General features: G+C 70.7%; 22 protein-coding genes. 14 read left to right on the forward strand and 8 right to left on the reverse strand.

The window, feature by feature from the left end:
* Positions 1-15 precede the first annotated feature (15 nt).
* A complete protein-coding gene (locus RCR19_RS22035) occupies positions 16-939 on the reverse strand; it encodes an RNA polymerase sigma factor SigF (protein ID WP_331266689.1) in 924 nt (307 codons plus the stop codon).
* Positions 940-1,188: 249 nt separating this feature from the next.
* Between RCR19_RS22035 and RCR19_RS22040 the strand changes: the two genes are divergently transcribed.
* The 4 genes from RCR19_RS22040 (at position 1,189) to RCR19_RS22055 (ending at position 4,200) form a co-directional block, all read left to right on the forward strand.
* On the forward strand, positions 1,189-1,557 hold the full coding sequence (locus RCR19_RS22040; RefSeq protein WP_059130766.1) for an STAS domain-containing protein: 369 nt from the start codon (positions 1,189-1,191) through the stop codon (positions 1,555-1,557).
* Between the two features lie 252 nt (positions 1,558-1,809).
* Positions 1,810-2,352: an ATP-binding protein gene (locus RCR19_RS22045; RefSeq protein WP_059130767.1), complete on the forward strand. Its 543-nt coding sequence runs from the start codon at positions 1,810-1,812 to the stop codon at positions 2,350-2,352.
* Positions 2,353-2,541: 189 nt separating this feature from the next.
* Positions 2,542-3,219, forward strand: a complete 678-nt coding sequence (locus tag RCR19_RS22050) for an LPXTG cell wall anchor domain-containing protein (protein ID WP_331266690.1) — start codon at positions 2,542-2,544, stop codon at positions 3,217-3,219.
* A gap of 96 nt (positions 3,220-3,315) precedes the next feature.
* On the forward strand, positions 3,316-4,200 hold the full coding sequence (locus tag RCR19_RS22055) for a hypothetical protein (protein WP_331266691.1): 885 nt from the start codon (positions 3,316-3,318) through the stop codon (positions 4,198-4,200).
* A 69-nt stretch (positions 4,201-4,269) separates the two neighbouring features.
* On the opposite strand, the gene RCR19_RS22060 is transcribed toward RCR19_RS22055, so the two are convergent.
* Complete coding sequence (locus tag RCR19_RS22060) at positions 4,270-5,766, reverse strand: oligopeptide:H+ symporter (RefSeq protein ID WP_331266692.1); 1,497 nt, start codon at positions 5,764-5,766, stop codon at positions 4,270-4,272.
* Positions 5,767-6,327: 561 nt separating this feature from the next.
* Here RCR19_RS22060 and RCR19_RS22065 point away from each other — a divergent pair.
* On the forward strand, positions 6,328-7,005 hold the full coding sequence (locus RCR19_RS22065) for a response regulator transcription factor (protein WP_331266693.1): 678 nt from the start codon (positions 6,328-6,330) through the stop codon (positions 7,003-7,005).
* Positions 7,006-7,364: 359 nt separating this feature from the next.
* Positions 7,365-8,651, forward strand: coding sequence for an ATP-binding protein (locus RCR19_RS22070; RefSeq protein ID WP_331266694.1), 1,287 nt, complete (start codon positions 7,365-7,367; stop codon positions 8,649-8,651).
* An 81-nt stretch (positions 8,652-8,732) separates the two neighbouring features.
* Here the strand turns inward: RCR19_RS22070 and RCR19_RS22075 are convergent, their stop codons facing one another.
* Positions 8,733-9,275, reverse strand: coding sequence for a GtrA family protein (locus RCR19_RS22075; protein ID WP_331266695.1), 543 nt, complete (start codon positions 9,273-9,275; stop codon positions 8,733-8,735).
* 255 nt (positions 9,276-9,530) lie between these two features.
* Between RCR19_RS22075 and RCR19_RS22080 the strand changes: the two genes are divergently transcribed.
* From RCR19_RS22080 to RCR19_RS22090, 3 genes are all read left to right on the forward strand, one after another.
* Positions 9,531-10,670 carry a 5-(carboxyamino)imidazole ribonucleotide synthase gene (locus RCR19_RS22080; RefSeq protein WP_331266696.1) on the forward strand — a complete coding sequence of 380 codons (1,140 nt, stop codon included), beginning with the start codon at positions 9,531-9,533 and terminating at the stop codon, positions 10,668-10,670.
* A 77-nt stretch (positions 10,671-10,747) separates the two neighbouring features.
* Complete coding sequence (gene purE, locus RCR19_RS22085) at positions 10,748-11,254, forward strand: 5-(carboxyamino)imidazole ribonucleotide mutase (RefSeq protein WP_059130835.1); 507 nt, start codon at positions 10,748-10,750, stop codon at positions 11,252-11,254.
* On the forward strand, positions 11,251-12,444 hold the full coding sequence (locus RCR19_RS22090; protein WP_331266697.1) for a dipeptidase: 1,194 nt from the start codon (positions 11,251-11,253) through the stop codon (positions 12,442-12,444). Before purE ends, RCR19_RS22090 begins: the two co-directional genes overlap by 4 nt.
* A gap of 126 nt (positions 12,445-12,570) precedes the next feature.
* Here the strand turns inward: RCR19_RS22090 and RCR19_RS22095 are convergent, their stop codons facing one another.
* Positions 12,571-13,728 (reverse strand): acyl-CoA dehydrogenase, encoded by a 1,158-nt coding sequence (locus tag RCR19_RS22095; protein WP_331266698.1) that lies wholly within the window; start codon positions 13,726-13,728, stop codon positions 12,571-12,573.
* A gap of 178 nt (positions 13,729-13,906) precedes the next feature.
* Here RCR19_RS22095 and RCR19_RS22100 point away from each other — a divergent pair, with 178 nt between their 5' ends.
* The gene (locus RCR19_RS22100; protein ID WP_331266699.1) at positions 13,907-15,250 is read left to right on the forward strand and encodes a UDP-glucose/GDP-mannose dehydrogenase family protein; all 1,344 of its coding nucleotides are present in this window, start codon (positions 13,907-13,909) and stop codon (positions 15,248-15,250) included.
* Between the two features lie 117 nt (positions 15,251-15,367).
* Here RCR19_RS22100 and RCR19_RS22105 read toward each other — a convergent pair whose 3' ends face one another.
* The gene (locus RCR19_RS22105) at positions 15,368-15,868 is read right to left on the reverse strand and encodes a CGNR zinc finger domain-containing protein (protein ID WP_331266700.1); all 501 of its coding nucleotides are present in this window, start codon (positions 15,866-15,868) and stop codon (positions 15,368-15,370) included.
* A gap of 164 nt (positions 15,869-16,032) precedes the next feature.
* Here RCR19_RS22105 and RCR19_RS22110 point away from each other — a divergent pair, with 164 nt between their 5' ends.
* A complete protein-coding gene (locus RCR19_RS22110) occupies positions 16,033-16,392 on the forward strand; it encodes a VOC family protein (protein ID WP_059130779.1) in 360 nt (119 codons plus the stop codon).
* A gap of 30 nt (positions 16,393-16,422) precedes the next feature.
* A complete protein-coding gene (locus RCR19_RS22115; RefSeq protein WP_059130780.1) occupies positions 16,423-16,818 on the forward strand; it encodes a VOC family protein in 396 nt (131 codons plus the stop codon).
* Between the two features lie 16 nt (positions 16,819-16,834).
* On the opposite strand, the gene RCR19_RS22120 is transcribed toward RCR19_RS22115, so the two are convergent.
* Positions 16,835-17,950 (reverse strand): dipeptidase, encoded by a 1,116-nt coding sequence (locus RCR19_RS22120; RefSeq protein ID WP_331266701.1) that lies wholly within the window; start codon positions 17,948-17,950, stop codon positions 16,835-16,837.
* 147 nt (positions 17,951-18,097) lie between these two features.
* Positions 18,098-19,393, reverse strand: coding sequence for an LCP family protein (locus RCR19_RS22125; RefSeq protein ID WP_331266702.1), 1,296 nt, complete (start codon positions 19,391-19,393; stop codon positions 18,098-18,100).
* A 120-nt stretch (positions 19,394-19,513) separates the two neighbouring features.
* On the opposite strand from RCR19_RS22125, the gene RCR19_RS22130 reads away from it, so the two are divergent.
* Entirely contained in the window at positions 19,514-20,086 is a 573-nt protein-coding gene (locus RCR19_RS22130) for an acyl-CoA thioesterase (RefSeq protein WP_059130783.1), read from the forward strand.
* A 57-nt stretch (positions 20,087-20,143) separates the two neighbouring features.
* Here RCR19_RS22130 and RCR19_RS22135 read toward each other — a convergent pair whose 3' ends face one another.
* The gene (locus RCR19_RS22135; RefSeq protein WP_331269520.1) at positions 20,144-21,568 is read right to left on the reverse strand and encodes an LCP family protein; all 1,425 of its coding nucleotides are present in this window, start codon (positions 21,566-21,568) and stop codon (positions 20,144-20,146) included.
* A gap of 155 nt (positions 21,569-21,723) precedes the next feature.
* Between RCR19_RS22135 and RCR19_RS22140 the strand changes: the two genes are divergently transcribed.
* The gene (locus RCR19_RS22140; protein ID WP_331266703.1) at positions 21,724-22,755 is read left to right on the forward strand and encodes a glycosyltransferase family 2 protein; all 1,032 of its coding nucleotides are present in this window, start codon (positions 21,724-21,726) and stop codon (positions 22,753-22,755) included.
* Positions 22,756-22,831 lie beyond the last annotated feature (76 nt).

The following is a 22,831-nucleotide window of genomic DNA, read 5'->3' on the forward strand; positions in this document are numbered from 1 at the left end:
GTCACGTGGAGGCCGTCACTCCTCGACGGTGAGTCCCTTGCGCAGACGCACCAGTGTCCGGGACAGCAATCGCGACACGTGCATCTGGGAGATGCCCAGTTCGTCGCCGATCTCCGACTGCGTCATGTTGGCGTAGAAGCGCAGCGAGAGGATCTTGCGGTCGCGCGGCGCCAGTTCGGCGATCAGCGGCTTCAACGACTCGACGTACTCGATGCCTTCGAGCCCGTGGTCCTCGTAACCGATGCGGTCCGCGAGCGTGCCCTCGGAGTCGTTCTCCTCGGGCTGCGCGTCGAGGGAGCTCGCCGTGTAGGCGTTCGACGCCGCCATGCCCTCGACGACCTCGTCGTTCGAGATGCCGAGGCGTTCGGCCAGCTCGGCGACCGTCGGTGCGCGGTCCAGCTTCTGGGCGAGATCGTCGCCGGCCTTCGCGAGGTCGAGGCGGAGTTCCTGCAGCCGGCGCGGCACCCGCACGGACCACGACGTGTCGCGGAAGAAGCGCTTGATCTCGCCGATGATCGTCGGCATCGCGAAGGTCGGGAACTCCACACCGCGGCTGAGCTCGAAGCGGTCGATGGCCTTGATCAGGCCGATCGTGCCGACCTGGATGATGTCCTCCATCGGCTCGCTGCGCGAGCGGAAGCGCGACGCGGCGAATTTCACCAGGGCGAGGTTCAGCTCGACGAGCGTGTTGCGCACGTACGAGTACTCGTGCGTGCCTTCCTCGAGCGACTCCAGCCGCTGGAAGAGCGTCTTGGACAGGGCTCGCGCGTCCACCGCTCCCACCTCGTCGTACGGGGGGATCTCCGGAAGGCCCTCGAGGCCTTCGGGCTCGGTGAGACCGTTCTGCTGGGCGAGGTCGTCGGTGTGGTCGTGCGGTTGTGCCAGGGGGAGTGCCGACGTCGCCCTCTGGGTCTGCGATGCGTCGAGCCGGGGTGACATGATGTCCTCCATCGTTCTCGGCATATGGCTGCCGATGCCAATACGTGCACTACGGTGTGCGGCGCCTCCGAAGCCGGCCGTGTCGAATGGCTGTACCTCTAGCCCTACCCGCTTTTGTCACCCCACCGCAAGTGCATTCTGTTGGTAAATGTCCGAATTAGTGGGGTTGTTCGGGTGTCAAGGGGCGTGAGGAAGGCGTAATGTTCGAGGGCGTCCATCAACAGTCACGACGGTCGGGAGAGAGACGGCATGGACCGCGGGACGGTCGGCAGCGCACAGTCGGGCCGGCTTCTGGTCGAGGTGCGGCAGGAGGGCACGAGTGCTGTCGTGACCCCGGCGGGTGAGTTGGATCACCACACCGCCGACCTGTTGCGTGAACCACTCGAGGACTGCCTGGGCAAGGGGTTCTCGCGCCTGGTCGTGGACTGCTCACGTTTGGAGTTCTGCGACTCCACCGGGCTGAACGTGCTGCTCGGCGCCCGGCTGAAGGCCGAGGCCGCGGGTGGAGGGGTCCATCTGGTGGGGATGCAGCCCGTGGTGGCGCGAGTCTTCGCGATCACCGGCGCGGATGCCGTCTTCACCGTCCACGACACGCTGGACACGGCCTTGGCCGACTGATGCGGCCGGGGGGTCATCGGATGTCACTGTGTGACCAGCGCGTTACGCGCGTCACAGGTTCCGGGCTGAATCCATGGGTGTTCCGGCCGCGCGGTCGGGCAGGAGACATGCTGAATATGTCGGCAGCCGGGACCAAAGCCGCAGGAAGCGTCCCTCTACGTGAACGGCGCAAGGAACAACTGACGGTAATGCCGTCCATCCACGTACTGAGTCTTGAATCGTGAACTGGCGAATCGGTGAGGTGAAGCGCTGATGAGCACCACCCGGCCCTACTCGCCGGGCGACCGCGGCCCCGAGCCCAGCGGCGCTTCCGGAACGCCCGTGGAGGGTCCGTCCGGCGGGGGTGCGTCCTCGGCTGCGCGCGAGCAGGGCGTCCCGCCGCCCGGCCGGCGGGTGCGCAGGCTGAGCCTCGCGGGCGAGAGCGGTGTCGTCCCGCTCGCGCGCGACTTCACCCGCCAGGCGCTGTACGCGTGGGGCTGGCTGCCGGCCGCCGGCGCCGATCAGCGGGCCGCCGCCGAGGACGTGCTGCTCGTCGTCTCCGAGCTCGTCACCAACGCGTGTCTGCACGCCGAGGGGCCGGAGGAGCTGTGGATCGCGTGCGACAACAAGGTGCTGCGGATCGAGGTCTCCGACCGGGGGGCGGGTCAGCCCGCGCCGCGCAACCCGCACCGCGCCGGACGCCCCGGCGGACACGGGATGTTCATCGTGCAGCGACTCTGCCTCGACTGGGGGGTCGCGCGCACGCCGGGGGTCGCCGGCAAGAGGGTGTGGGCGGAACTCGGCGCTCCCGCCTAGCGTCCGTCCGTACCCGTCTGCCGCTCACCCTCGGTGGACACAGTTCGAACCCTTCTTCGTACGACGCCGCACACATCACTTCCCTCGCGCCGGATCGCCATGGATCCGGTGTGCGCTGTGTCTTCCCTCCGTAAGGGCCCGGGCGTACCTTGACGGCCGATCTGATGTGCCGTCAGGAACGAGGGGACCGTGTCGTACCACAAACGAAGCGCTGTGCTCGCGTCCGCCCTGGCCGGCTCGGCGGTGCTGATGGCGGCTCCGGCGGCCCGGGCCGAGGTCGTCGACGTCAACTACCAGTGCAAGACGCCGATCGGCGACAAGAGCGCGGTGTCGCCCATCGACATCAAGGGCGTCAGGAGCGGCAGCAACTACAAGATCACCGTGTCCTGGCAGAAGGGCGTCTCCTCCAGCCCGGTCGAGCTGGGCAAGGGCGCGATGAGCCCGAGCGCCACCATCAAGCTGGGCGGCGCCGAGAGCGGGGCGCTGACGGTGACGGGACCGGCCAACCAGGCCGCGATCCCCGCCAACACCCCCATCAAGATCAATGACTTGACCGGTACGTACACGCCGACGAAGACCGGCAAGGTCACCTTCACCGCGGGCGTGCTGACCATCAAGGCGCTCGGCACGACGACCACATGCACACCCGCCGGCAACCCGGGTCCCTCGCTCACCCTGGACGTCACCGCCGCGGGCGGCCGCTCGACCGGCGCCGCCCGGAGCGGCACCGGCGCGGGCGGACGGCTGCCGCAGACCGGTCCCGAGGACTCCGCGATCGCCCTGGGCACCCTCGGCGGCACGGTCCTGCTCACGGGAGCGGCCGGAGCGCTCTGGCTGACGCGCCGCAACCAGGCGGTACGCCGCTGAGGCGTATCCGGGATCCGCACGAGCCGCCGGCCCGTCGCCCGACCACACCGCCCCGCACCGAGGCGCCACACGCCTCCTTTCCGTCGGGAGCCGCCGATGCCGTCCGTCCGCCTCGCGCTCACCCTCGCCGCCGCCTCGGGCCTGCTGGCCGCCGCACCCGCCGAGGACGGCTGGTCCCTCGCGCCCGCGACGGGGGGCGCGGGCGGGCGGCCGTACGTCTACGCGGAGGGTGAGCCCGGCACGGTCATGCAGGACGCGGTGTCGGTGGTCAATCCGGGCAGCGGACCGCTGACCGTCCGGCTGAGCGGCGCCGACGACACCGCGGACGACGGCTCCCCGGCCCGGTCGGTGCCGGCGGGCAGCGGCGCGTGGATCGGATTCGCCCGGACGACGGGCGGGCGGAGGATCGCGGCGCACGCGGTCCTGGTCACGGTGCCCGGCCGCACCCGTGCCGATGTTCCGTTCAGTGTGACGGTCCCCTCGGGAGCCGCACCCGGCGACCACCCCGCCGTGATCGTGGCGAGCGCGGGCACCCGCTCGTCGGCCGTACGCGTCCGGCTCCGTGTCACGGGGCCCGCGTTGTCCGCGCTGACGGTGGAGCACGTGCGGGTGCGCGCCGGACGCGTCACCTACGAGCTGGTCAACCGCGGCACCACGGTGCTGGCCCCGCGGCTCGCGGTGCGCGCCGACGGAGTGCTCGGACGGGTCCTGGACCGCGCCCCGCACGCCCTGCACCTCCGACTGCCGCCGGGCCGCAGGGTCCGGCTCACCGAGCCGTGGCCGCACCAGCCGGCGCTCGACGCGGTGGACGTGACACTCACCGTCACGGCGGCGGGCGGGGCACACGGCTCGGCGTCGGCGTCGGCACGGTTCGTGCCCTGGGGGACGGCCGCCGCGTCCGCCGCCGGGCTGCTCGCAGCCGTGGGGGCGGCCGCGGTCGTACGGAGACGCCGGTGCCGTCCTGCCCGGCGTGCCCGCTGACCCCGGAAACGGCGGAGGGCCGCCGCACCCGCACGGGTGCGGCGGCCCTCCGCCGGCTCGGGAGCGACGTCAGTGCACGTCGCCCATGAGCTCCTTGACCTTCTTGCGGTACATCAGCACCGCCACACCGGCGACCACGGCGACCGCCGCTTCCAGGGTCACGATGCCCGTCGTGTTCAGGTCGACGCCCGCGATGGACAGCAGACCGGTCGTGGCGTCACCGGCGGTGACGGCCAGGAACCAGACACCCATCATCTGGGAGGCGTACTTCGCCGGGGCCATCTTCGTGGTGACCGAGAGGCCCACCGGGGAGAGCGTCAGCTCACCGACGGTCTGCACGAAGTAGATCGCGACCAGCCACAGCGCCGCGGCCTTGTGACCGCCGTCGGCGATCCCGAGCGGGGCGAGGAACAGGAAGAAGGAGGCGCCGACCAGGACCAGGCCGGAGGCGAACTTCACCGCGGTGCCGGGCTCCTTGCCGCGGCGGTTGAGTGCCAGCCACAGCCACGCGAAGACCGGGGCCAGCGCCATGATCATGACCGGGTTGACCGACTGGTACCAGGAGACCGGGAAGTCCCAGCCGAAGATCGTGTTCTTGGCCGACGAGTCGGCGAAGATCGACAGGGTGGAGCCACCCTGGTCGTAGATCATCCAGAACACGGCCGCGGCCACGAAGAACCAGATGTACGCGGTCATCCGGGACTGCTCGGTGCGGTCGAGGTCCTTGTCCCGCTTGATCCGGGCGATCACCAGGACCGGGATCACCAGGCCGGCGACGGTGATCGGGACCAGCAGCCAGTTCAGGGTGTAGGCACCGGAGAAGCCGACGATCGCGTAGAAGACGATCGCGACGGCCGCCCACAGCGCGGACTTGCGCAGCGTGGAGACCTTCTCCTCGGCGGTCAGCGGGGTCGGGACGTGGCTGGAGCGCTCGCTCAGGTGGCGGCCGCCGAGCAGGAACTGGCCGAGGCCGAGCGCCATGCCGAGCGCGGCGAGCGCGAAGCCCAGGTGCCAGTTGACGTTCTCGCCGATGGTGCCGATGACCAGCGGTGCGGCGAAGGCGCCCAGGTTGATGCCGACGTAGAAGATCGTGAAGCCACCGTCGCGGCGCGCGTCGTCCGGGCCGTTGTAGAGGTGGCCGACCATCGTCGAGATGTTGGCCTTCAGCAGACCCGAGCCGATGGCGACGAGTCCGAGACCGGCGTAGAACGTGCCGGCGGACGGCAGGGCCAGGGTGAGGTGACCCAGCATGATGATGAAGCCGGCCAGGGCGACCGTCTTCCGCGGGCCGAGGAGACGGTCCGCGAACCAGCCGCCCGGCAGGGCGAGCAGGTATACGAGCGACACGTACACCGAGTAGATCGCGGTCGCACTGGCCGCGCTCAGGTGCAGGCCGCCGGGGGCGACCAGGTACAGCGGGAGAAGGGCCCTCATGCCGTAGTAGGAGAAGCGCTCCCACATCTCGGTCATGAAGAGTGTGGCCAGTCCGCGGGGGTGGCCGAAGAAGGTCTTCTCGGAACCGGGATTGCCCGGTCGGACCGAGTCCTTCGTCAGGCTGGACGCCATGGTCGTTCCTTGCTGGTCGGGGCATGCGCGTGGGGGTCCCCGGATCGGGCGGGGCCGAAGCCCGGGGGTCGCATGCCCGGTTGGCGGCCGGCACCGGCGGGATCGGCCGTCCGCCCCACGCCCACGGGGTGTCCGCTCACGGAGGAGCGGTGGACGGCGACCACCGGGATCCACGCCTCTACGCGCGTCAGAGCGCCGAAGGCCCGGCCATAGGTCATTCCTTTCGAGGCTGGTGAGAACCAGCTCGCACGCAAAAGAGACCTTCAGCGTCAAGTGCCCGCCAAAGGTCCCGGGTGGTGCTACAGGCGTTCCGGTCACCATACGTCATCGGAGCGGCGCGAACGGAAGGACCGAGACCGGGATCACAGGTGAGACCGGAACTGGGGGCGCCCATTCGAAGGTCTCCACACGGAATGACACCCGTGGCGAACGGGCGCGACTGCGCTCCGTGACCGGCGCCGACGGCGGTGCGTGTCTGCACACGAAGGTAAGAAATACCCCCTGCCGGTCACACCCTGGATCACACCTTTGCTCTTGTCCCAGGCGGACTACCATCACCCCATGACCCGTGTACTGCTCGCCGAGGACGACGCGTCCATCTCGGAGCCCCTGGCCCGTGCCCTGCGCCGGGAGGGGTACGAGGTCGAGGTGCGCGAGGACGGACCCACCGCGCTCGACGCCGGAATGCAGGGCGGCGTCGACCTGGTCGTGCTGGACCTCGGCCTGCCCGGCATGGACGGCCTGGAGGTGGCCCGCCGGCTGCGTGCCGAGGGCCACACCGTCCCCATCCTGATCCTGACCGCACGCGCCGACGAGGTGGACACCGTCGTCGGTCTCGACGCGGGTGCCGACGACTACGTCACCAAGCCCTTCCGGCTCGCCGAGCTGCTCGCCCGCGTCCGGGCGCTGCTGCGGCGCGGCTCCGCCGAGCCCGCGCAGCCGCCCGCCACGCACGGGGTGCGCATCGACGTCGAGTCGCACCGGGCGTGGATGGGTGACGAGGAGCTCCAGCTCACCGCCAAGGAGTTCGATCTGCTGCGGGTCCTCGTCCGGGACGCGGGCCGGGTCGTCACGCGCGACCAGCTGATGCGCGAGGTCTGGGACACCACGTGGTGGTCGTCCACGAAGACGCTGGACATGCACATCTCCTGGCTGCGCAAGAAGCTGGGGGACGACGCCGCCAACCCGCGCTACATCGCGACGGTACGGGGAGTGGGCTTCCGCTTCGAGAAGAGCTAGGGCCGGTCGTCCGGGTCGGGCCGGCGCCGCGGGGTGCGGCACACGCGGCTGCCGCGTTGTCGACGGCCGCCGCCGCTCCGCGTCGCCACGCCCCGCTCGGGTCGACCGAAAGGCGCAGTCCCTCTCAGCCGACCCGATCCGGACGACGGACCCCGGTCGCCGCCGCCGGGCTCGGCCGGGCCGGCCGTCGTGCGCGCCGACCGCTGCCGCGCTCATGGCCGCGCGGCGGGCGCGGGCCCGCGGCGCTCGTGGCCGGTCGTGGGGGCGCCCCTCCCGTCACGAGGCCGCTGCCCCGGCCCGCGGCACAGGCGGTGCCCGGGGCACACTGGTCGTCGTAGAGCCATTGCCCGGAGGGCCCCGTGCGTCGTCGTCTCATCCAGTCCACCCTCGCCGTCGTCCTCGTGGTGATCGCCGTCTTCGGCATCTCCCTCGTCATCGTCGAGACCCGGACGATCAGCAACAGCGCGCAGGAACGTGTCGACTCCGAGGCGCTGCGGCTCGCCAGCATCGTGGACAGCCGGCTCCTCGGCGACGAGAAGGTCACCGCCGCGGTCTTCAAGGCCCAGGTCACGGGCGACCGGTACGCGGTCATCGGCATCCCCGGCCAGCCTCCCATCGAGGTGGGCACCAAGCCCGTGGGGGACGTCATCCACTCCACGGCCAAGGGCGAGGAGGGTGAGACGGTCCGCGTGGAGGAACCCCGCTCCACGGTCACCCGGGAAGTGGGCCGCACGCTGCTGATCATCGCCCTGGTCGCACTGCTCGCGATCATCGCCGCGGTCCTGCTCGCCGTACGCCAGGCCAACCGCCTCGCCTCCCCGCTCACCGACCTCGCCGAGACGGCGGAACGCCTCGGTTCCGGCGATCCTCGGCCGCGCCACAAGCGGTACGGAGTCCCGGAACTGGACCGGGTCGCCGATGTCCTCGACTCCTCCGCCGAGCGGATCGCGCGCATGCTCACGGCCGAGCGCCGACTGGCCGCCGACGCCTCCCACCAGCTGCGCACACCGCTCACCGCGCTCTCCATGCGGCTGGAGGAGATCACCCTCACCGACGAGCCGGACACGGTGAAGGAGGAGGCGACCATCGCGCTCACGCAGGTGGAACGGCTCACGGACGTCGTCGAACGGCTGCTGACCAACGCCCGCGACCCACGCACCGGCTCCGCCGTCTCCTTCGACCTCGACGAGGTCATCCAGCAGCAGCTCGCCGAGTGGCGCCCCGCCTACCGCAGCGCGGGACGGGCCATCGTCAGCTCGGGCAAGCGGCATCTGCGGGCCGTGGGCACGCCGGGCGCCGTCGCCCAGGTGCTGGCCGCCCTGATCGAGAACTCGCTCATGCACGGTGGCGGCACCGTCGCCCTGCGCACCCGTGTCACGGGCAACCAGGCCGTCGTGGAGGTGACCGACGAAGGACCCGGCGTGCCGGCGGAGCTGGGTTCCCGCATCTTCGAGCGCACGATCAGCGGCCGCAACTCCACGGGCATCGGGCTGGCGGTCGCCCGCGATCTCGCCGAGGCGGACGGCGGCCGGCTGGAGATGCTCCAGACCCAGCCGCCGGTCTTCGGCCTGTTCCTGTCCCGCACGCCTCTGAAGACGGCGTCCCAGGGGGACGAGCCGGACGAGCCGGGGACCACGGTCAGATGAGTGTCCGGCGCGGGCGGGAACCGGGACGGGCCGACCGGTGCCGGAGGCCGCCCGCGGCACCGGGTCGGACGAGGAGCCGGCTCAGCGGTTGACGTGCTGGCCCTGACGGCGCTGCCGCTCGGCCGCCTCGAGGATGGACTCCGCACCTGCCACGGCCTCACCGGCCGGCAGCGTCCGGAAGACCCAGGAGCGGTAGGACCAGAACCGGAACAGCGTGCCGAGTCCGATCCCGAGGAACTTGAAGATGTTGCTCTGCAGTGGGGTGTCCCAGCCGAACCCGTACGTCGCGATGTACAGGACGCCGTTCTCGATCACCAGGCCCGCGGCGCTGAACAGCAGGAACAGCGATATCTCACGGGTGCTGCCGCTCTTGTCGCGGTCCCGGTAGGTGAAGTAGCGGAACCCGATGTAGTTGAAGACGATCGCCACGACGGTGGCGATGACACTGGCACGGACCACCTGGAGCCCGGTGGCGTGCCGCACGAGGTTGAAGACCAGCAGATTGACCAGCAGCCCCGCACCGCCGACCGCGCCGAACTTGGCGATCTCACGTATGAGCTGGTCGAACTGCCGGCGCATCGCACCGGGGGGCTCGCTCTTGAGGCCTGTGGAACCACTGCCCATGGTGTTGCCAGCCCCCGTCGGGTCGGTCCTGTCGTCGATTCGGTCGGTCGAGTGCGCCGGCCCGGCAGGACGCGCCGAGCGGTTCCGTCAACTCCGCCATGCTAACCAGCGCAGGTGGCCGCCGCCTGTGGACCGGTTCATGAGGACGGAAAGAAAGCAGCAGGGAAGCGGGCCGACGGGACGCCGTCCGGTCGCGGGCTGCCGTCCCGCGGGGACGGAAACCGGCCGTGTCCGCGTGGCCGATACCCTGGGTGCGTGACGTTTCCGGTAGTCGGCATGGTCGGCGGTGGACAGCTCGCTCGTATGACACACGAGGCGGGCATCCCGCTCGGCATCAGGTTCAAGCTCCTCAGTGACACCCCCCAGGACTCCGCGGCGCAGGTCGTCCACGATGTCGTCGTCGGCGACTATCGCGACCTGGAGACCCTGCGTGCCTTCGCGCGGGGCTGTGACGTGATCACCTTCGATCACGAGCACGTGCCCACCGAGCACCTGCGGGCCCTGGAGGCGGACGGCATCCCCGTCCGCCCCGGCCCGGACGCGCTCGTGCACGCCCAGGACAAGGGCGTGATGCGGGCGAGGCTCGACTCGATCGGGGTGCCGTGCCCGCGCCACCGCATCGTGAGCGATCCGCAGGACGTCGTCGCCTTCGCGGCGGAGGGCGACGGTTTCCCCGTCGTCCTGAAGACCGTCCGCGGCGGCTACGACGGCAAGGGCGTATGGGTCGTGACGTCGCCCGAGGAGGCCGCGGAGCCGTTCCGGGCGGGCGTCCCGGTCCTCGCCGAGGAGAAGGTCGACTTCGTGCGGGAGCTGGCCGCGAACGTCGTGCGGTCCCCGCACGGACAGGCGGTTGCGTACCCGGTCGTGGAGTCCCAGCAGGTCGACGGGGTCTGCGACACCGTGATCGCGCCCGCCCCCGATCTGGACGAGGCGCTGGCGCTGAGGGCCGAGGAGATGGCCCTGACGATCGCCAAGGAGCTCGGCGTCGTCGGTCACCTGGCCGTCGAGCTGTTCCAGACCCGCGACGGCCGCCTCCTCGTCAACGAGCTGGCGATGCGCCCGCACAACTCGGGCCACTGGACCCAGGACGGCGCGATCACCTCGCAGTTCGCCAACCATGTACGGGCCGTCCTCGACCTCCCGCTCGGTGACCCGCGCCCGCGGGCCAAGTGGACCGTCATGGTCAACGTGCTGGGCGGCGACTACCCCGACATGTACTCCGCGTATCTGCACTGCATGGCCCGGGACCCCCAGCTCAAGATCCATATGTACGGCAAGGACGTGAAGCCCGGCCGCAAGGTCGGACACGTCAACACCTACGGCGACGACCTGGACGACGTGCTGGAGCGCGCACGTCACGCTGCCGGCTACCTGAGAGGCACCATCACCGAATGAGCCCTGCCCTCCCGTCACCCGACCGCCACCCCGCCACGAGCGCTGACGCACGCCCCTTCCCCTTGGTCGGCATCGTCATGGGGTCGGACTCCGACTGGCCCGTCATGGAGGCCGCCGCAAAGGCCCTCGACGAGTTCGAGGTCGCGTACGAGGTCGACGTCGTCTCCGCGCACCGCATGCCCCGCGAGATGATCTCCTACGGTGAGCACGCGGCGGACCGTGGTCTGAAGGTGCTCATCGCGGGCGCCGGAGGCGCCGCGCACCTGCCCGGGATGCTCGCGTCCGTCACCCCGCTGCCCGTCATCGGCGTCCCGGTCCCGCTGAAGTACCTGGACGGCATGGACTCGCTGCTGTCGATCGTGCAGATGCCCGCCGGTGTTCCGGTGGCGACGGTCTCGGTGGGCGGTGCCCGCAACGCGGGGCTGCTCGCGGCCCGTATTCTCGCCGCGCACGACGAGGACCTGCTCGGGAAGATGCGCGACTTCCAGCAGGACCTCAACGACCAGGCCACCGAGAAGGGCAAGCGGCTGCGCTCCAAGGTCGAGGGCGCGACGGCGGGCTTCGGCTTCGGCACGGGGAAGTGACGCCGGTGACCTCGCCCTCCCTGGAGGCGGCCCGGAACCTGCTGCGCGAGTTCCCGGTGGTCGACGGGCACAACGACCTGCCCTGGGCGCTGCGCGAGCAGGTCGGTTACGACCTGGACGCCCGCGACATCGCCCACCATCAGAACGAGCACCTGCACACCGACCTGCCGCGGCTGCGCGAGGGCGGGGTCGGGGCGCAGTTCTGGTCGGTGTACGTGCGCAGCGATCTGCCCGACCCGGTGCCCGCGACGCTGGAACAGATCGACTGCGTACGGCAGCTGACGGAGCGTTATCCGGCGGACCTGCGACCGACGCTGACCGCCGCCGACATGGAGGCGGCGCGCGCGGAGGGCCGCATAGCGTCGCTGATGGGCGCGGAGGGCGGCCATTCGATCGCAAACTCGCTCGGCACCCTGCGCGGACTGTACGAGCTCGGCGTGCGGTACATGACCCTCACCCACAACGACAACGTCGCGTGGGCGGACTCGGCGACCGACCGGCCGGCGGCCGGCGGCCTCACCACCTTCGGCCGCGAGGTCGTGCGTGAGATGAACCGCCTCGGGATGCTGGTCGACCTCTCGCACGTGGCGGCGACGACGATGCGGGACGCGCTGGACACCACGGACGCCCCGGTGATCTTCTCGCACTCCTCCGCCCGTGCGGTCTGCGACCACCCGCGCAACATCCCCGACGACGTCCTCGAGCGCCTGCCCGCCAACGGGGGCGTGGCGATGGTGACGTTTGTCCCCAAGTTCGTGCTGCGTGCGGCGGTCGACTGGACGGCCGCCGCGGACGAGAACATGCGCACGCACGGTTTCCACCATCTCGACACGACCCCGCAGGCGATGAAGGTCCACCGCGCCTTCGAGGAGCGCAACCCCCGCCCCGTCGCGACGGTCGGGACGGTCGCCGACCATCTGGACCACATGCGTGAGGCGGCGGGCGTCGACCACCTGGGCATCGGCGGCGACTACGACGGCACGGCCTTCACGCCGGACGGCCTCAACGATGTCTCGGGCTATCCGAACCTGATCGCCGAACTGCTCGACCGCGGCTGGTCGAAGTCCGACCTGGCCAAGCTGACCTGGCAGAACGCGGTGCGCGTGCTGGGTGCGGCCGAGGACGTGGCCCGGGGCCTGAAGGGCAGGCGGGGCCCGTCGAACGCGACGCTGGAGGAGCTGGACCGCTGACGGCGAGGGGGCGTGGGTCCGGCCCACGCCCCCGATCCACGGACGGGATCCGCCGCGCACCACGGAAAGGGGCACCCCGCAGGGTGCCCCGGAAACCTCCGTGCGCAGCCGTGACCGGCCGTGGTGTCACGGCAGGTTGCGCGCCATCACGATCCGCTGGACCTGGTTGGTGCCCTCGTAGATCTGGGTGATCTTGGCATCGCGCATCATCCGCTCGACCGGGTAGTCGCGCGTGTAGCCGTAACCGCCCAGCAACTGGACCGCGTCCGTGGTGACCTCCATCGCCACGTCCGAGGCGAAGCACTTCGCGGCGGCGCCCTGGAAGGTCAGGTCGCTGTCGCCGCGTTCCGACTTGGCGGCGGCCGCGTAGGTGAGCTGGCGGGCCGCCTCGATCTTCATCGCCATGTCGGCGAGCATGAACTGGATGCCCTGGAAGTCGGCGATCGCCTTGCCGAACTGCTTGCGCTCCTTGACGTAGCCCTTGGCGTAGTCGAAGGCGCCCTGGGCGACACCGAGCGCCTGGGCGGCGATGGTGATCCGGGTGTGGTCCAGGGTCTTCATCGCGGTCGCGAAGCCGGTGCCCTCCGCGCCGATCATGCGGTCGGCCGGGATGCGGACGTTGTCGAAGTAGACCTCGCGGGTGGGGGAGCCCTTGATGCCGAGCTTCTTCTCCGGGGCGCCGAAGGACACACCCGGGTCCGACTTCTCGACGACGAAGGCCGATATGCCCTTGGAGCGCTTCTCCGGGTCGGTCACGGCCATGACCGTGTAATACTCGGAAACGCCCGCGTTGGTGATCCAGCGCTTCACACCGTCGAGGACCCAGTGGTCGCCGTCACGGACGGCCTTCGTCCTCATACCGGCCGCGTCGGATCCGGCCTCGGGCTCGGAAAGGCAATACGAGAACATCGCGTCGCCCTTGGCCAGCGGCCCCAAGTACTTCTTCTTCAGCTCCTCGGAGCCGGAGAGGATCACCGGCAGGGAGCCGAGCTTGTTCACGGCCGGGATCAGCGAGGACGACACGCAGGCACGCGCCACCTCCTCGATCACGATGACCGTGGCGAGGGCGTCCGCGCCGGCGCCGCCGTACTCCTCGGGCACGTGCACCGCGTGCAGGTCGTTCGCCACAAGGGCATCCAGCGCCTCCTGAGGGAAGCGCGCCTCCTCGTCCACCGCGGCGGCGTACGGCGCGATCTTCGCCTCGGCCAGCGCGCGAATGGCGTCGCGGAGCATGGAGTGCTCCTCGGACGGGCGGTACAGGTCGAATTCAGCCGATCCGGCCAAGGTCTCTCACGCTCCAAGGAAGCTGCGGTGCCGACGCTAATTACCGTTAAGTAACCCAAATTTTAGGGGTACGCCCACACGAGTGATACGTGAGCTTGGCGACAGCGGGAAACCTGCCCGCCGAGAGGCCCGGCTATGCTCGGGCACCGATTCACCGCCGTCCCCCCTGGAGCACCCCATGAGCCTCAAGATCACCGTCATAGGGACCGGTTATCTCGGCGCCACGCACGCCGCCGCCATGGCCGAGCTCGGGTTCGAGGTGCTCGGTCTCGACGTCGTGCCGGAGAAGATCGAGATGCTCCAGCGGGGCGAGGTCCCCATGTACGAGCCCGGTCTCGAGGATCTGCTGCGCAAGCACGTCGCGGGCATCGAGGGCTCCTCGGGACGGCTGAGATTCACCATGGACTGGGCCGAGTTGGCCGCGTTCGGCGACATCCACTTCGTCTGCGTGAACACCCCGCAGAAGCACGGCGAGTACGCCTGCGACATGTCTTTCGTCGACGCCGCGATCGCCTCGCTCGCCCCGCATCTGAGGGCCCCCTCCCTCGTCGTCGGCAAGTCGACGGTGCCCGTGGGCTCCGCGGACCGGCTGGCCGCCTACCTCGCCGAGCACGCGCCCGCGGGCGCGGACGCCGAGCTGGCCTGGAACCCGGAGTTCCTGCGTGAGGGCTTCGCCGTCCAGGACACGCTGCACCCCGACCGGATCGTCGTCGGCGTGCGCAGCGACCGGGCCGAGAAGCTGCTGCGCGAGGTGTACTCGACACCGGTCGCCGAAGGGACGCCCTTCGTCGTCACCGACTTCCCGACGGCGGAGCTGGTGAAGACCTCCGCCAACTCCTTCCTCGCCACCAAGATCTCCTTCATCAACGCGATGGCGGAGGTCTGCGAGGCCGCGGGCGGCGATGTCGCCAGGCTGGCCGAGGCCATCGGCTACGACGACCGGATCGGAAAGAAGTTCCTGCGGGCGGGGATCGGCTTCGGCGGCGGCTGTCTGCCGAAGGACATCCGGGCCTTCATGGCACGCGCCGGCGAACTGGGCGCCGACCAGGCGCTGACCTTCCTGCGCGAGATCGACTCCATCAACATGCGCCGCCGGGGGCAGATGGTGGAGATGGCGCGCGAGGCGCTGGGCGGCGGTTCCTTCCTCGGCAAGCGGGTCGCGGTGCTGGGCGCGACGTTCAAGCCCGACTCCGACGACGTCCGTGACTCGCCGGCGCTGAACGTCGCCGGGCAGATACACCTCCAGGGCGGTCAGGTCACGGTCTACGACCCCAAGGGCATGGAGAACGCCCGGCGCCTGTTCCCGACGCTCGGATACGCCGGCTCCGCGCTCCAGGCGGTCCGCGGTGCCGACGTCGTGCTCCACCTGACCGAATGGCGGGAGTTCCGCGAGCTGGACCCGGCCGAGCTGGGCCGGGAGGCCGCCTCCCGCATCGTTCTCGACGGCCGCAACGCGCTCGACCCGGAGCTGTGGCGCCGGGCGGGGTGGACGTACCGGGCGATGGGCCGCCCCACGGCGTAGCGAAACCGGTGACGCCGGTCCGGCCGAGGCTCAGTCGGCCGGACCGGCGTCCGGTTGCATTCTGCCCCACGGCCCCCACCGGCGACCGGCGAGTCCCCGACCCCGCGGGCCGTTCGCCTACTTCGCCCGGTACCGCCGCATCTTCGCGCGCGCCCCGCACACCGCCATCGAGCACCAGCGGCCCTTCCCGGCCGGGCTGCGGTCGTAGTAGGCCCAGTGGCACTGCGGCAGTTCGCAGGCCTTCAGACGCAGCCAGGTACCCGCCGTGAGCGACTCCGCGACGGCCGCGGCCACCCTGGAGAGCAGGGGCCCTTCCTCGACGGGGGCGAGGAGCGCCGAACCGTCCCGTGCGTCGACGGCGACGTACAGCGGCGCCCGGGCCAGCAGGTCGCCGAGGGGCGTCACCTCTCGGTGCGGGGGATGGCCCGCGTGCGCCAGGCAGACGGCGCGCAGGGACTCGCGCAGCTCGCGTACGTCCGCCAGCTCCTGCTCGCCGACGCCGAGCTCGGCGCGTCCCTCGGGGGTGTCCAGGCGATCACTGCCCGACTCCAGGTCCACGGTGTTGACCAGAGCCTCCACCAGGGCGAGACCGCCGGGGGCGGGGGGTCTGTCACTCATCTCTGCGACCTCATGCGCGCGACGCCACCTTTCGTGATTCCCCTTGCGACGTTACCTCCAGTGCGGGAGCATGCGGTAACGGTTACCTGTTGAACGCCTTTATGGGTAACCACTGATCCGTGTGGATCACACAGACACGAACCGCAGACTCCGAGGAGGAAGTGATGGCTCTCGCCAAGCTGGGCGTCGTCGTCCTGGACTGTCCCGACCCCCGAGCACTCGCGGGTTTCTACGCCGAGGTGCTGGGCGGCACGGTGGAGGGCGACGGCGACTGGATCGACCTCAAGGCACCTGACGGGCAGGCGCTGGCGTTCCAGGCCGCGGCCGGGCACGTGCCGCCGGCGTGGCCGGCCCCCGACGACTCGCAGCAGTTCCACCTGGATCTCGTCGTCGATGATCTCGACACGGCCGAGAAGGGGGTCCTCGCGCTCGGCGCCAAGCCGCTGGACGCGTCGGACCGCTCGCGCACATGGCGCGTTTACGCGGACCCGGCGGGGCACCCGTTCTGTCTCTGCGCCTGCTGAGAAGGGCGCCGGCTCATCGAGGAGGCCCCCATGGCACTGCCCGTCGCCCGTATGCGGTCCGTCGTCCTGGACTGCCCGGACCCACGTGCGCTCGCCGAGTTCTACGCCGAGGTGCTGGGCGGCACGGTGGAGGGCGACGGCGACTGGGTCGACCTGCACGTACCGGCGGGACCCCGGCTCGCCTTCCAGCGGGCGCCGGAACACAAGCCGCCGGAGTGGCCGAGGGCCGACGCCGACTCGCAGCAGCTGCACCTCGACCTCGACGCCGGTGACACCGTCGAGGCGATCGAGGCGGCCCAGGAGAAGGTGCTCGCGCTCGGCGCCCGCCCGCTGGACGTGAACGACCTGAACGGCAAACGGGACTTCCGGGTGTACGCGGATCCGGCCGGGCATCCGTTCTGCCTCTGCCGGATCGAGCACGCCTAGGTGTGCTCGATCCGGGTCAGTCCTCCAGGTCGGTGATCCTCGCCATGGACGGTCCTCGGCTCTGCTGTGCGGCGCGGGCCGTGAAGTCGGCGGTGCGCAGCACGCGCTGGACGTTGCCCCAGGTCAGCAGCGAGAGATCGGCCTCGGTCCAGCCACGGACGAGGAGTTCGGCGATCAGCCGCGGATAGCTGGAGGCGTCCGTCGGATCCGAGGTCTGCGCGGCCCCGGAGTCGTAGGCCCCCGACAGGCCGACGCACTCCGGGCCCGCGAGTTCCCGGACGTGGTCGAGGTGGTCGGCGACGTCCCGCACGGAGGGCCCCGTCTGCTCCGGTGCGAGCGGAACCAGGCACAGCCCCTGAGCGCGGCCCAGCTCGACGAGCACGTCGTCGGGGAGGTTGACCGGGTGCGGGCGCAGGGCGCGGGCCCCGGAGCGGGTGAAGACGACCGGAGCCCTGGACAGTCCGATGGTGCGGTGGACCGTGGCCGCCGAGGCGCCCGAGAGGTCCGGGAGGACGCCGAGGCGGTCCATCTCCCGCACCACCTCCTCGCCGAACCGGGTGAGTCCGTCGTCACCCGCCCAGGACACGCCGGAGAGCGTGAGCAGCCTGAGCCCGAGGGCTCGCAGGATGCGCAGGACCCCGAGCGAGTCGCCGAGCGCGCAGGCACCCGCGGGACCGATCACGACGGAGACGCGGCCGCGGTTGCGCAGATCGGTGATCTGCGCGGCGTCGTCGGCCAGCCGCAGCCCTTCATGGTGGGCCCGTACCGCGGTCAGCACCAGGTCGAGCTGGTCGAGGGTGGCCCGCGCGGCCCGGTCGCCCGTCGGCTCCCCCGGCAGGTGCAGCGACCAGAACAGCGCGCCCACATACCCCTCCCGCAGTCGCGGCACGTCCGCGCTCCCGTTCCCCTCGCCGAACTCCACGTCGTACCGGGGCAGATGCCGCAGTGCCCAGGGCACCCCGGTGTAGCCGACCGCCACGGGGTGCCCCGCGAGGAAGCTGCGGGCGCGGTCGAGAGCGTCGGTACCCGCATCGGGTGCGGTGTCCTCGGACCGCGACGGCGGTTCGAGCGCAGGGGCGAGGCCGCCCACGGCCTCGGTGATGGTGTCCAGTTCGTCCTGAAGATCGGCCATGACGGGCTCCGTGGGTCGTGATCATGGTTCGGTTCACGGTCGCACGGCGGCCCGGGGGATTCCTGGTGGGTGAACCGTTCGGGGGTACGCGAAAGGGCCCCGCCGTACCGCTCGGCGAGGCCCTGTCCGCGTACCGGCGCCCGGGGCTCAGTTCCCCGACACCGTCACCGGCTCGTCGTTCTTCAGCTCGTTGACCAAGGTCTTCACCTTGCCCTTGTCCCACAGCAGGTTGCCGCCGGCCGAGCCGGAGATCGGCATGTTCATCGACTTGCCGTCACCGCCGCTGACGCCCTTCATCGCCCAGAACATGGTCGCCAGGTTCCACAGGCTCATGTCCTTGTCGACGGACAGGGAGTCCAGGCCCGCGCCCATCGTCGGATAGAACTTGAAGGGGTTCAGGACCGTCGAAGGGGTGGCCACCTGGTGGGCCAGGGCGGAGAGGAACTTCTGCTGGTTCTTCGTGCGCTGCAGGTCGCTCGTGGCGAAGGCGTGCCGGGTGCGGACGAAGGCCAGGGCCTGCTCACCGTTGAGGGTCTGCTTGCCCGCCTGGAAGTCGGCGCCCGAGTACTTGTCCTTGAAGCCCTTGTCGATGTCGATGTCGACACCGCCGACCGCGTCCACGATGTTCGCGAAGCCGGCGAAACCGATCTCCACGTAGTGGTCGATGTGCAGCCCGGTGTTGTACTCGATCGTGCGGACCAGGAGCGTCGGGCCGTCCTCCGCGTACGCCGCGTTGAGCTTCACATGCCGGCCGGTGCCCTTGAACGTCTTGCCGGAGTCGGAGCCCACGTAGGTCGGGACCTCCACGTCCGAGTCACGGGGCAGGGATATCAGCGTGTCGCCGTTGCCCCCGACGTGCAGGATCATCATCGAGTCCGTCCGCTTGCCCTCGGCGGACCCGGTGTGCAGCTTCTTCTTGTCCTCGGCGGACATTCCTGCGCGGCTGTCGGAGCCGACGATCAGGTAGTTGGTGCCCTGGCCCGCCGCCGGCCGGTCGATGACCTTGGAGAGGTCGACGTCACGGTGGAGCTTGGAGTCGGCCCAGAAGTAGGTGGCCACCGAGGTCACGACCACGACGGTGAGCAGCGTGATCGCGATCCACTTGATGCGGCGGCCCCAGCTGGGGCGCGGCCGGTAGTGCTGGAACTCGGGATCCTGGGTGTCGTCGTTGGGTATGTAGCCGCCGCGTCTCCCGCCGCCGCCGTACACCTGGCCCGTGTTGTAGCCGCTGTCGTACCCCTGGTCGTCCTGGTAACCGCCCGGGTAGGTCGGCTGCTGCGGCACCCTGCCGTAGGGCGGCGCGCCCTGGGGGTCACGCGGCGCGCCGGGCTGGCGCCCGACCTGCCGCATCACGCGCGCACTCTCCGGCTGTGCGCCGGCGCTGCCGCGTCCGTACCTGTTGCCGCGACTGTCGTCGGACCATGCCTCGGGCCAATCGTTCATGCGCCCCAGTGTGCAGGGTCGAGGTATGGGCCCGACAAGGGCCGGAGAAGAACGGGGTCAGGGCTGTTGCCAAGCTGACACAAAGTCTCCCCGGGTGCGCTCCCGCATAAGGTGGACGCCATGACAGACCAGGCCCCGGCCACGGAATCAGAAATTCCGGGCCAAACGACGGGGGATGTCCCCGGGAAGCCCACCTCCGCGTCCCGGACCACCCTCAGCCACATCATGACCCACAGCGACACCAACCTTCTCGGTACGGTGCACGGTGGTGTGATCATGAAACTCGTCGACGACGCGGCAGGCGCCGTGGCCGGCCGGCACTCCGGCGGTCCCGCCGTCACCGCGTCCATGGACGAGATGGCGTTCCTGGAGCCGGTCAGGGTCGGCGACCTCGTACATGTGAAGGCCCAGGTCAACTGGACCGGGCGCACCTCGATGGAGGTGGGTGTGCGGGTACTCGCCGAGCGCTGGAACGAGTCGACGCCACCCACCCAGGTCGGTTCCGCCTATCTCGTCTTCACGGCGGTCGACGCCGACGGCAAGCCCAGGACGGTGCCGCCGGTCCTGCCGGAGACGGAGCGGGACAAGCGCCGCTACCAGGAGGCCCAGATCCGCCGCACCCATCGTCTGGCCCGCCGCCGCGCGATCATGGAGCTGCGGGAGAAGCGGGTCGCGGAGGGCCACCAGGACTGAGTAGGCACGGCGGGGCGCCGGGTCCGGGTCCTCGGCGCCGAGGACCCCGGAGGTGTCTCACGGGCACACCACCTGGTCCCCTGTCACCACCTGATCCGGTTGCTGCGGCTCGGCCGCCCTCACCCGCCGCACCTGCTTGAAGTCGGCGCCCGCGACCACCTTCAGCGTGGGGCCCTGGCCGGGTGCGGGGCGCAGCTCACTGCCGGGCAGGGCCGCCGCCAGGGACTTCGCCGAGCGGTCCCAGCGCGGGTCGTAGACGATCACCGTGCGCCGCACCGTCCGGTCCGTCGCGTTCGCGGGCCGGCGCGTCGTGTGGAACCCGCTGGCGAGGAGCCCGTCGTCCACACGCCGGCCGAGCCCTTCCGTGGGTGTCCCGTTCTCGACCTGCACCTGGATCTGCTGCGGGGGCACGTCGACGTCCACCGCGGCAGGTCCCTTCTTCTTCGGCCGGGGCGGGGCGAGCGGCTTGTCGTCGCGCAGCGACCGGAACAGCGCCCCCGCCTTCGCGTCGTCCCACTTCACCGTCGAGCCGAGCTCCTTGTCCCGGAAGGTCATGTCCCCGATCGGCACGGTCGTGAACTCCGACGAACTCGGCGAGAAGTTCCGCATCGCCCTGCCGAGCCCGATCAGCTGGTCGGCACCGAAGCCCTGGTCGGCCCGCACCGAGCCGAGCACGGCCCGCGTCACGTCCCGGAGCTTCAGCGGGTTCAGCAGCACCCCCGAGGAGGTGGCCCGTTCGATCAGTGCCGCGAGGAACTTCTGCTGCCGTTGCATCCGGCCCAGGTCGGACGCTCCGTCGACGTGCCGCGACCGTACGTACTGCAGTGCCTGCCCGCCGCCCAGCACATGCGTGCCCGCGGACAGGTTCAGCCCGGTGAAGCGGTCCTTGAGCGGCTGCGCGGTACACACCCGTACACCCCCGAGCACGTCCACCGTCTTCATGAAGGTGATGAAGTCGACCTCCATGTAGTGGTCGATCTTCAGGTGCGTCATCCTCTCGACCGTCTGCACGGTCAGGCTCGGGCCGCCCACCGCGTACGCCGCGTTCAGCCGGATCGGATGATCCGGGTGCTGCACACCGGTCGCCGGGTCCTTGCGCGCCGCGATGTGTGTGTAGGTGTCGCGCGGCAGACTGACCACGGTCGCCCGGTCCCGGTCCGCCGAGATGTGCACGATCATGATCGTGTCGGTGCAGTGGCAGGGGTTTCCGCCCAGGCGGTACGTCCTGCGCTCCTTCTCCGTGATCCTGTCCCGGCCGTCGGTGCCGACCAGGAGGATGTTCATGCCGTGCCCCGCGGCGGGGCGGTCCTTCATGTCCCTGAAGGGGTCGATGCGGGAGATGCCGCCGTCGAGGAGGCTGAGCGCCGCGTGCCCGATACCCCCTGCCGCGAGGACCCCCACGGACAGCGTGGTGGCCGCCCGCGCCGCCCAGCCGGACTTCCTGCGCCGCACCTGCGGCCGCCGGGCGGGGGACCGGCGCACCGGTTGACGGCGCGCGGGCGAGCGGGTCGGCGTGGGCACGGGGGAGACCTCCGCGGAGCTGGGCGTGGGATCCCTGAGCACCGTAGGCCGATACGATCTGCGGCTCTCGGGCGGCGCGCATCGGGGTCCCCCGTTCGCGGTAACGTGAGGTTCCTATGAACGCCAAGCCCCACGTGCCGCTCCCCGCCGTGTCCGTGATCATGCCCGTCCTCAACGAGGAGCGGCATCTGCGCGGAGCCGTCCAAGCGATCCTCGCCCAGGAGTACGGCGGCGAGATGGAGATCGTGATCGCCCTTGGTCCCTCCGCGGACCGCACGGACGAGATCGCGGCCGAACTGGTCCGCGAGGATCCGCGTGTGCACACGGTCCCGAATCCGACCGGCCGTACGCCCGCCGCCCTCAACGCGGCGATCAAGGCCTCCCGCCACCCGATCGTGGTCCGGGTGGACGGGCACGGCATGCTCTCGCCGAACTACATCGCGACCGCCGTGCGGCTGCTCGAGGAGACCGGCGCACAGAACGTCGGCGGCATCATGCACGCCGAGGGCGAGAACGACTGGGAGCACGCGGTCGCCGCGGCCATGACCTCGAAGATAGGCGTCGGGAACGCGGCCTTCCACACCGGCGGCGACGCCGGCCCGGCGGAGACCGTCTATCTGGGTGTCTTCCGGCGCCCGGCGCTCGAGCAGCAGGGCGGCTACAACGAGGAGTTCATCCGCGCCCAGGACTGGGAGCTCAACTTCCGCATCCGCGAGGCGGGCGGGCTCATCTGGTTCTCCCCGGAGCTGAAGGTGTCGTACCGCCCGAGGCCCTCGGTGCGGGCACTGGCCAAGCAGTACAAGGACTACGGGCGCTGGCGGCACGTCGTCGCCCGGTACCACGAGGGTTCCATCAATCTGCGGTACCTCGCCCCGCCGACCGCGGTGTGCGCGATCGCCGCGGGCGTCGTCGTGGGTGCCGCGCTGACCCCGTGGGCCTTCCTGATCCCCGGCGGCTATCTCGCGGCGATCGCCCTGGGCTCCCTCCCCGCGGGCAAGGGCCTGCCGCTGCGGTCGCGGCTGCAGATCCCCGTCGCTCTCGCGACCATGCACATGTCCTGGGGCTGGGGCTTCTTGACCAGCCCGAAGACGCTGGCGAAGAGGGTCATCGCGTCCCGGCGTCCGGCGGTCGTCGCCACCGCCGACTGAGTCCGCACGGGGCGCCGCCGCCGACTGAGCGGCACGGCGTGCCTCGCCGGGGCCCTCTCCGGGTGGAGGGGGCCCC

Origin of the sequence: Streptomyces sp. WAC07094 (assembly GCF_036320405.1) — a bacterium.
Classification (GTDB): Bacteria; Actinomycetota; Actinomycetes; order Streptomycetales; family Streptomycetaceae; genus Streptomyces; species Streptomyces lannensis.